This window comes from Yoonia vestfoldensis DSM 16212, assembly GCF_000382265.1.
Lineage (GTDB): Bacteria > Pseudomonadota > Alphaproteobacteria > Rhodobacterales > Rhodobacteraceae > Yoonia > Yoonia vestfoldensis.
In genome coordinates, this window is sequence record NZ_KB908009.1 from 1 (window position 1) to 8,386 (window position 8,386).

Consider the following 8,386-nt stretch of genomic DNA (forward strand, 5'->3'; position numbering starts at 1 on the left):
CGCAATACGCCGTCTCAATGCGGCTCCGTAAGAAGGTCGAGATGCTCTTCGCCCACCTCAAACGCATTCTGCAGCTGGGGCGGCTCCGATTGCGCGGTCCGAACGGCGCAAATGACGAATTCTTGCTCGCCGCCACCGCCCAAAACCTCCGGAAATTGGCCAAGATCCTTCCTGCACCGCAGCATGATCGCCCAGCCTGACGAGAAAGGCGCTTGCGCGCTCATCACCACCTGAATTTCTGCGCGAGCGAACAGCTGTTTTTCAACAGAATCGGCGGTGAGGAGACTTTCGCTGCGGAGCGGATGGATTAGGCACCTACTTCAGTTTCTGGACGTTCGCTGCAGCCGAAACCTTCGTCCCGGTTAAGGTAAAACGATCATTCTGGATTGATGGGTCATGATCGGTATTCCCGATACGAATACGCACCGTACACAGGCTGCTTTATACCGACCGATAATCGACTTTCCGGCTTTCTGACGACTGATCAGGAGGCCGTAGCATCCGAAAGAGACGCTCTTAGTTTGGAAAGCGCAGATTCGCGGATCTGGCGAATACGCTCGCGGGAAACGCCAAACCTTTCGCCCAGATCAAGCAGCGTTTTCGGGGTGTCTGACACGTAGGTTTCAATGATGATTTCCTGTTCACGCATCGAAAGTCGGCTCAGATGGGCGGACATCGTGCGCCAGAAGGCACGCGAATCCAACCGCGCGCTGACTTCCTTTTCAACGTTCGCATCCGGATCCTCAAGCAGATCCTGCAATTGCGTTGTGCCACCATCGTCACCGACGTTTCGGTTCAGCGACCCATCCGGAGCGGCCAGTCTTTGTTGCATCAACACAACCTGTTCGGGCGTAACCGCGAGATCAGTCGCTATCTGTGCGACAAGCCGTTCAGGTGGCACCTCGCCCGCAGCGACCAGTCTGGTTTCAACACGTTTCAGATTGTGAAACAGCTTACGGCATGCGGCTGAGTTTGGAAGCCGTACCAAGGACCAGTTCTGCACCTTGTAATCCTGGATTTCCGCCCTGATCCACCACGCCGCGTAGGTTGAAAACCGAAACCCCATGTCTGGATCAAACCGATCGGCGGCTTTCAGCAGCCCGATGTTCGCGTGTTGCAGAATGTCGTTGTCCAGTTCCCTCCCTTTCCCACCGGCCCGCCGCGCCGCAGCCATCGCAAGTGCGTGATGCGCGGTGACCAGCCGGTTGCGCGCCGCAACGTCACCTTTGTCGCGCCAGCATCTGGCGAGCCGGGCTTCGTTTGCCGCGTTCAGAAATTCTGCGCGCGGCACCTGTGTGCGTCCATTGCGGGGCGGAGGGAAAGGTTTGTTCATTTACATCACACTAGTTTCGTTTCGATACTATCCGTGGGAACGCTCTTGTCAATCTGATATCGAAACGCTACTGCTTGGCTATGGGCAGCAAAGTGACCAGCACAGATGAAATCGCCGAACTGCTTGTCTACCTTGGCCGGGCAGCGCGCGGTGTCGATACGGGGTCAAATCTGACGTCGGCCCAATGGACGGCGCTGCGGTTTTTCGCGCGGGCCAATGGCATTTCCAGAACCCCGTCCGCCTTTGCCAGCTTTCATGCCACCACGCGCGGCACGGCATCGCAAACCATAAAGTCGCTGCTGGCAAAAGGATATCTCGCTCGGTGCGATGCTGCGGACGATAAGCGAAGCGTGCGGTACGATTTGACGGACGCCGGGACGCAAGTCATGTGCGGTGACCCCTTGCGTGAACTGTCGGATGCAATTCATCGGCTGGACGCGGGGTTGAAATCGGCCTTGCGGCTGGCCTTGCCCGCCCTCGTGGGACAGCTTGCAGACATTCGCGACACGGTGGCCTTTGGCACCTGTGCCGATTGCCGCCATTTTTCGGGCGGCGGTGCGACCGGCTATTGTGCATGTGTTGCCGCCGAACTTGCTCCGGCTGATCTTGGCCGGTTGTGCATTAGTTTTGCCGCCATTCAGGACCGAACGCTGGTTTTGGGCGGTGCTGATAAAAGGAAGACGACATGACACCCGCACAAGCGACGCCCCGCGTTTCTGGTACATCCAGCATGGCACATTTGGGCCAGATCATCGCGGTGGCCAGCGGCAAGGGTGGCGTGGGCAAAAGCACGCTCAGCACCAATCTTGCTCTTGCTTTGGCGGCTCAGGGGGCGGCTGTCGGGCTTGTTGACGCCGATCTTTATGGCCCCAGTGTGCCGGGAATGTTGGGCATCAAGACGGGCCAAAGCCCGTCGATGTCACCTTCGGGCAAGGTGATGCCTGCGCTGGCGCATGGGATCAAGGTGATCTCCATGGGTATGCTGACGGATGACGACAAGCCCGCCATTTTGCGCGGTCCGATGGTTTCAAAATACCTGCGCATGTTTATTATGGAGGTGGATTGGGGCAAGCTTGATTATCTGATCCTCGATCTGCCCCCCGGCACCGGCGACACGCAACTGACGCTGGCGCAAAGCTTTCCGCTGACCGGCGCTGTAATCGTCAGTACGCCGCAAGATGTCAGCCTGAAAATCGCCCGGCGCGGCATCCGGATGATGGAGCAGGTCAAGGTGCCGATCCTTGGTATTGTTGAGAATATGAGCGGGTTCACCTGCCCGACCTGCGGCGATGTCACCCACATCTTTCATCAGGGCGGCGGCGCGAAAATCGCGGCCAGTCTCGGGGTGCCGTTTTTGGGCGCGGTCCCGCTTGATCCGGCGATCGTGGATTGCGGCGACGACGGGCGGCCTTTGGTGATTGCTTATCCGGGCACCCCCGCAGCGGCAGCTTACCGCGATATCGCGGCAACCTTGTCGGGGCGCGCGCAAACCGCGCCGGGGATGCCGACGCCCTTCGATTGGCATTGGGCGGATGATGCCAGCAAACCCAAGCCGTCACCCGTTGCGGGCAAGTCGGGCGGCGCTGCCGAAGTCCCGGTGGCGATGGATCGCAGCGGCGGGCGCACGCTGGTCGTGCATTGGCAGGACGGTCATATTCAGCCAATCGACGTGCGCGATCTGCGCCTTGCGTGCCGCTGTGCCGCCTGTGCCGACGAGATGAGCGGGCGCGCCGTGCTTGACCCGGCGACTGTGCCGTTGAACATCGTGCCCACCCGGATCTGGAGCCTTGGCAACTATGCCATCGGCGTCAGCTTCAGCGATGGCCATAGTTCGGGGATTTACACCTTTGGTCATTTGCGCCGCATGGTGGCCGCCGAGGTTGAAGATGTCTGACATGACGACGCAGTTGCGCATCCGCGCCGGAACCTCGCCCGCTGACCCACACAGCATGCGCTTCGAGTTGGACAGGGATGTGCAGGGCGGTGCATTGGCGAGTTTTGCAGATGCCGCGTCGGCGCATGATGCCCCTTTGGCCAAGGCGATTTTCGCCATCGTCGGGGTGAAAACGGTTGATGTGTCCGGCGCGGTTGTGACGGTGGTCAAGACCGATGACGGCAATTGGGACGCCCTGAAACATTTGATCGCAGCGGCAATCCGAAGCAGCATGTCACAATCTTCCGCGCCCCTGGGGCAAGCGGTTAGAATAGCGGGCCAGGCCCGGACCGATGATGAAATCCGTCTGGCCGTGCAAGATGTGCTGGACCGGCAGGCCAACCCGGCGATTGCCAGTCATGGCGGGCATGTCAGCGTAACGAACGTGCAGGACGGCGTCGTCAGCATGCTGATGTCGGGCGGGTGTCAGGGCTGTGCGTCCTCTGCCGCAACGCTGCGTGGCGGGGTGGAAAGCATGATCCGGGCTGCGGTGCCCGAAGTCCGCGACATTATCGACGTCACCGATCATGCCGCCGGTGCGACCCCGTATTACAGCGCCGGATCGGATGGTCCGGCAACGCCCAAGCGCCCCCTGCTGTATCGTCCTGTCCCACCCGATATGATCATGCGCGAGGATGGCCAGTTTCTGATCTCGCCAGACTACCTTGCGCCACGCCTGGGGATGGACGCAGCAACCCTGCGCGCGGCGATGCAATCGGGCGAGGTTGTCAGCCAATCCGAATCCGGCACCGGGGCGGATGCAGGCAAGACACGGCTGATCCTGCGCTCCAGCACGCGGGTCTGGGCGGCTGAAATCGCCGCCGATGGCAGCGCCCATGAAATCCCGGCGCCCCGTGCCGCAACAAATGCCGCCACTGCAAGCACCGCGCTGCGCGACCGCATCCGGGTGCATCTTGCGGGCCTGACTGCGGCAGATGTGCCGGTAACCTACGGCCAGCTTGCCCGGGCATTGGGGCTTTATATGCCCGGATCAATCGGCAAGGTCACGCAGGCGCTTGAGGCGACCATGCTCGAGGACGCCGAAACCGGCGCACCGTTTCTGGCCGCACTTGTGGTCAGCAAGCTCGGGGACGGTGAGGGCGCCAAAGGGTTCCACCAGCAGGCCCGCGCCTTGGGTCGCGGCGCGGCCCCCGGCGAAGACGAGCGAAGCTATCACCAGCGCGAGTTCACCGGAGCCGCCGCCCTGTTGGCCGCCCAGACCTGACAAACGGCAAGAGCCGGGCTGCGCGTGTCACGACCGAAACGAGTCGGGACATGGCTACAGGGGAGGTTTGGCACCCTTGGCCACTTTGCGACTGGAAAACTTGAAACTCTTGCTCGGTCGCATCGCGGCAGATGCGTCGCTTCAGGCGCCGAAACCGCGCTTGTGCCGTGCAGCCCAACGCAAGGAACCGACATTGGCACCAGTCCGATATGCTGCGAACGGGGTTTGAGCGCTTCGATTGAAAATCCGCTTTCCGACCGCCTCAAGGTTGATTTAGCGTGGATGCCATGAGACCTTCACCTAAAACTGTCCTGTTGCTTGGGGCCACTGGCACAATCGGGCGTGCGACTGCCAAAGCCCTTCTTGCTGATGGTCATAAAATCATCGCGCCGGTGCGACCGGGATCTGACAGCAACGGACTTGAGGTCTTGGTATCTTCTGCGCTGACACAAGCCTCGCTTTCGGCCCTGATGACAGATCATGCCTGCGACGCCGTGATCTCGTGCGTCGCCTCGCGCAGCGGCGCCCCGGCCGACGCCTGGGCCATTGACCGCGACCTCAACAGGGCTTTGCTGCGGGCCGCGACCGGCGCGGGGGTCAAGCAGTTTGTGCTTTTGTCGGCGATCTGTGTCCAGAAACCCAAGCTGGCCTTCCAGCATGCCAAGCTCGCTTTCGAGGCTGAACTGCAAGCTGCCCCAATCACCTGGTCCATCGTGCACCCGACCGCCTACTTCAAATCGCTGTCGGGTCAGTTGAACCGTTTGCGCGCCGGAAAGCCGTTTTTGCTTTTCGGCGATGGCGAACTGACCGCTTGTAAACCGATCAGCAACGACGATCTGGCCCGCTATCTGGTCCTTTGCCTCAGCGATCCGGACCTCCAGAACCGCATCTTGCCGATCGGTGGACCCGGCCCTGCCATCACGCCGCGCGCGCAAGGCGAGATGCTGTTTCATGCATTGGGTCTGACGCCACGCTTCAAACATGTGCCGGTTGCGATGATGTCGGCCATCGTCGGCGGCCTTTCATTCTTTGGCAAAGTCTCTCCTCGTCTTCGCGACAAGGCCGAACTGGCCCGCATAGGCCGCTATTATGCAACCGAGTCGATGTTGGTCTGGGATGATGCTCACGGCCGCTACGATGCTGATGCCACCCCGGAGTTCGGGACCGAGACGCTCGCCGATCACTACAAGCGGCTTGCAACGGAAGACATCGCGGACGACCGGGGCGAGCACGCGGTATTTTGACCCCTCAGCCTGACTCCATGGGCAGACTGGTGCGCTGTGACGGACTTCTCGCACACACTGGTTCAACCCGAAAGGGATATGGTCTGTCGCGTGTTGGTCTTTACTGTCAACTCAGACAGGATCACCGCCGCAAGATCGTGGCGCGACACCTCTGATCCGCCCAATGTGCCGTCTGGCGTCGCCGTCCATTTGCCTGACGCAGGCTTGTCGGTCAGGGCAACGGGTTGGATCACAACGTAGTTTGCGTTCGATGCTCTCAACAGCGCCTCTTGCCTTTCCTTGTCTGCGATCTGCTCGCGCAAGATAAGGCGATAAAACAGTTTGAACATGAAGGGCAGTTTGTTCCGCGTGGCACCCACGCCAAAAGCGCTGACAACGACGACCGACCGATCCGCCCCGTCACCAAGTGCTGCAAGAATGTTCCGGGTTCCGGCCTCACAAATGTCGCGCGGTGTCGTGCGGCGCGCCCCGAACAGAAGGGCAAAGGCGTTTTGCGAGTTGCCGAGGGCCACGACAACCGCGTCGGTATCGGCCAGTGTGCGGACGACATCCTTTGACACCATCGCATCACCTTGCAGCACCGTCAGACCGACCTTTGGGGCAAGTTTGTCGGCATGTCTGGCGAGGGCAGTTACCTGATGGCCCGCCTTGAGTGCAAGGTCGATGACGGCGCGTCCTGTGCCGCCCGTCGCTCCGAACAGGGCGATCTTCATGCGGTCAACAGCGCAATCAGGATCGCGATGGCGACGGTATTCACGATATGCAGGACCTGTTCGATGTTTTGCGTCTGAAGATACTGCTTTCGGGCCAGCCATATCTCGGCGCGGTCGTCGGCTTCGCAGGCGGCCAACTTTGCGCGATCTTGTCGGCGCTTGCCTCTGAACTCCAGAACATTCAATACTATCAAAATAACGACAGCCCCCAAAATGAAGGCCGGTCTGATCCAGCTACTTTCCAAAACGATGTCTCCCGAAACGATCCCCAGCCGAGGTATCTAGCTTCTTTCGGTCAACAGTCGAGATTGCAAAACGTGCCCCAAGACAACCAACCCCTTGCCATAGTGACCGGCGCCTCATCGGGCGTCGGGCTGCATACGACCAATGCCCTGATCGGGCGCGGCTGGCATGTCATCATGGCCTGCCGCGACTTAGCCAAGGCCGAAACGGCGGCGCGTTCGCTGGATATGGCGTCTGGGTCCTATGAGCTCGCCCACATCGACCTTGGCTCGCTCGACAGTGTGCGCGCTTTCTATGCGGGCTTTCGGGCGCGCGGCGTGCCGCTGGACGCATTGGTGTGCAACGCCGCAGTTTACCTGCCACTGCTCAAAACACCGGCGCGCTCGCCAGAGGGGTTTGAGATCAGCGTGGCGACCAACTATTTTGGTCATTTCCTGCTGGCCAACCTGATGCTGGCGGATTTGCAGAAATCAGCCGCCCCGCGCCTGATCACGCTTGGCACGGTCACCGCCAATTCCGAAGAGTTCGGCGGCAAGGTCCCCATTCCAGCACCCGCCGATCTTGGCGAGCTTCAGGGTTTGAAAGCCGGGTTCAAAGCCCCCGTCGCGATGATCGACGGCAAGCCGTTCAAGGCGGGCAAGGCTTACAAGGACAGCAAGCTCGGCACCATGGTGATGAGCCGTGAGTTGCATACGCGGTTCCACGATGAAACGGGTATCGTGTTCAGCACGCTTTATCCCGGCTGTGTGGCAGACACGCCCCTGTTCCGCAACGCGCCGCCGCTGTTTCAGAAAGTTTTTCCATGGTTTCAAAAGAACATCACCAAGGGCTATGTCTCGCAGTCCCTGTCGGGAGAACGGGTCGCACAGGTCGTGGCGGACCCGGGGTTTTCGCAGTCCGGCGTGCATTGGAGTTGGGGCAATCGACAGCGTGAAGGGCGCAAGGCTTTCTCGCAAGGTTTGTCCATCAAGGCTACCGATGCGGAGCGATCCCGAGAACTTTGGGACCTGACGGCAGGACTCGTGGGGCTGAATTGAAAATTTCAACGTAGGGATAAGTGTGTCGCTCTATGAAGGACCAGATCGATCTTCATCCTGATTGTCCAAAGAAATAGTTTAGACGTCGGATCGGATCACGCGCAGTGGAATTGCAAGACACTTTGGGTGGTGGCCAATAGACAGCAAGCGCGAATGACAGCTTCGCCCCGCACCACTGACTTTGGCCAGCCAACATTGCTGCGACAAGCCTGATTGGCCGTTCTAGGGAAGCCGCGCCGCAGCGCCTGCTCGGTCCTGATCGGCGGCAATAGGCCGACAGCATATGCCCCCCCCCGACATGGTTCCTCCCTAGCCCGATCCGTATACGGGGGGGCTGAGCGCGGCATTTCGCTAGCGCGTGGCTTTTTCACCGGGGAAGCCACTTGGAAGCCACCCCCACAGATCGCCTCGGCATTATGAAACAATATCAGTGACTTACCCGGCTGGCCGCTCGGGCAAGGTGGATTTCTTTCGGAAGCCAGGGCTGTTGATTGTCACTGAGAACTGACCCGGCATTTTCATCGAGATCTGACCCACCCAGTCGTTATGATCTGCGTATTATGATGGCGTCAATGGTGGTGTCTCCTTTCGCTTTTTCTTGGCTGTTTCGGAGCTGGCCTTGAAGCGGTAGCTGTCATTGCCGGTTTCGAGGATGTGG

Annotated in this window: 8 protein-coding genes and 1 pseudogene; 6 read left to right on the plus strand and 3 right to left on the minus strand. The window is 60.1% G+C overall.

Annotated elements, in window-relative coordinates; translation table 11 throughout:
• On the plus strand, nucleotides 1–200 hold a 200-nt coding region (locus H147_RS0118905), incomplete at its 5' end, for a transposase (RefSeq protein ID WP_019956953.1).
• A 284-nt stretch (nucleotides 201–484) separates the two neighbouring features.
• On the opposite strand, the gene H147_RS0118910 is transcribed toward H147_RS0118905, so the two are convergent.
• Nucleotides 485–1,333 carry a sigma-70 family RNA polymerase sigma factor gene (locus tag H147_RS0118910; protein WP_019956954.1) on the minus strand — a complete coding sequence of 283 codons (849 nt, stop codon included), beginning with the start codon at nucleotides 1,331–1,333 and terminating at the stop codon, nucleotides 485–487.
• An 80-nt stretch (nucleotides 1,334–1,413) separates the two neighbouring features.
• Between H147_RS0118910 and H147_RS0118915 the strand changes: the two genes are divergently transcribed.
• The 4 genes from H147_RS0118915 (at nucleotide 1,414) to H147_RS0118930 (ending at nucleotide 5,735) form a co-directional block, all read left to right on the plus strand.
• The gene (locus H147_RS0118915) at nucleotides 1,414–2,022 is read left to right on the plus strand and encodes a MarR family transcriptional regulator (RefSeq protein WP_019956955.1); all 609 of its coding nucleotides are present in this window, start codon (nucleotides 1,414–1,416) and stop codon (nucleotides 2,020–2,022) included.
• On the plus strand, nucleotides 2,019–3,227 hold the full coding sequence (locus tag H147_RS20160) for an MRP-like and DUF971 domain-containing protein (RefSeq protein WP_110571066.1): 1,209 nt from the start codon (nucleotides 2,019–2,021) through the stop codon (nucleotides 3,225–3,227). The genes H147_RS0118915 and H147_RS20160 overlap by 4 nt, the downstream gene beginning before the upstream one ends.
• Entirely contained in the window at nucleotides 3,220–4,491 is a 1,272-nt protein-coding gene (locus tag H147_RS0118925; RefSeq protein WP_019956957.1) for a DUF6522 family protein, read from the plus strand. Before H147_RS20160 ends, H147_RS0118925 begins: the two co-directional genes overlap by 8 nt.
• A 287-nt stretch (nucleotides 4,492–4,778) precedes the next feature.
• Entirely contained in the window at nucleotides 4,779–5,735 is a 957-nt protein-coding gene (locus H147_RS0118930) for an NAD(P)H-binding protein (protein ID WP_026352699.1), read from the plus strand.
• A gap of 62 nt (nucleotides 5,736–5,797) precedes the next feature.
• On the opposite strand, the gene H147_RS0118935 is transcribed toward H147_RS0118930, so the two are convergent.
• Nucleotides 5,798–6,448 carry an NAD(P)-dependent oxidoreductase gene (locus tag H147_RS0118935; RefSeq protein WP_019956959.1) on the minus strand — a complete coding sequence of 217 codons (651 nt, stop codon included), beginning with the start codon at nucleotides 6,446–6,448 and terminating at the stop codon, nucleotides 5,798–5,800.
• 47 nt (nucleotides 6,449–6,495) lie between these two features.
• On the opposite strand from H147_RS0118935, the gene H147_RS0118945 reads away from it, so the two are divergent.
• A complete protein-coding gene (locus H147_RS0118945) occupies nucleotides 6,496–7,728 on the plus strand; it encodes a protochlorophyllide reductase (protein WP_110571068.1) in 1,233 nt (410 codons plus the stop codon).
• Between the two features lie 558 nt (nucleotides 7,729–8,286).
• Here the strand turns inward: H147_RS0118945 and H147_RS21465 are convergent.
• Nucleotides 8,287–8,386: pseudogene (locus H147_RS21465) on the minus strand (ATP-binding protein); the annotation flags it as partial.

Coding starts and splice junctions, on each gene's coding strand:
- H147_RS0118930 (WP_026352699.1), top strand. CDS start 4,779: ATGAGACCTTCACCTAAAACTGTCCTGTTGCTTGGGGCCACTGGCACA.
- H147_RS0118910 (WP_019956954.1), bottom strand. CDS start 1,333: ATGAACAAACCTTTCCCTCCGCCCCGCAATGGACGCACACAGGTGCCG.
- H147_RS0118945 (WP_110571068.1), top strand. CDS start 6,496: ATGCAGGACCTGTTCGATGTTTTGCGTCTGAAGATACTGCTTTCGGGC.
- H147_RS0118935 (WP_019956959.1), bottom strand. CDS start 6,448: ATGAAGATCGCCCTGTTCGGAGCGACGGGCGGCACAGGACGCGCCGTC.
- H147_RS0118925 (WP_019956957.1), top strand. CDS start 3,220: ATGTCTGACATGACGACGCAGTTGCGCATCCGCGCCGGAACCTCGCCC.
- H147_RS0118915 (WP_019956955.1), top strand. CDS start 1,414: ATGGGCAGCAAAGTGACCAGCACAGATGAAATCGCCGAACTGCTTGTC.
- H147_RS20160 (WP_110571066.1), top strand. CDS start 2,019: ATGACACCCGCACAAGCGACGCCCCGCGTTTCTGGTACATCCAGCATG.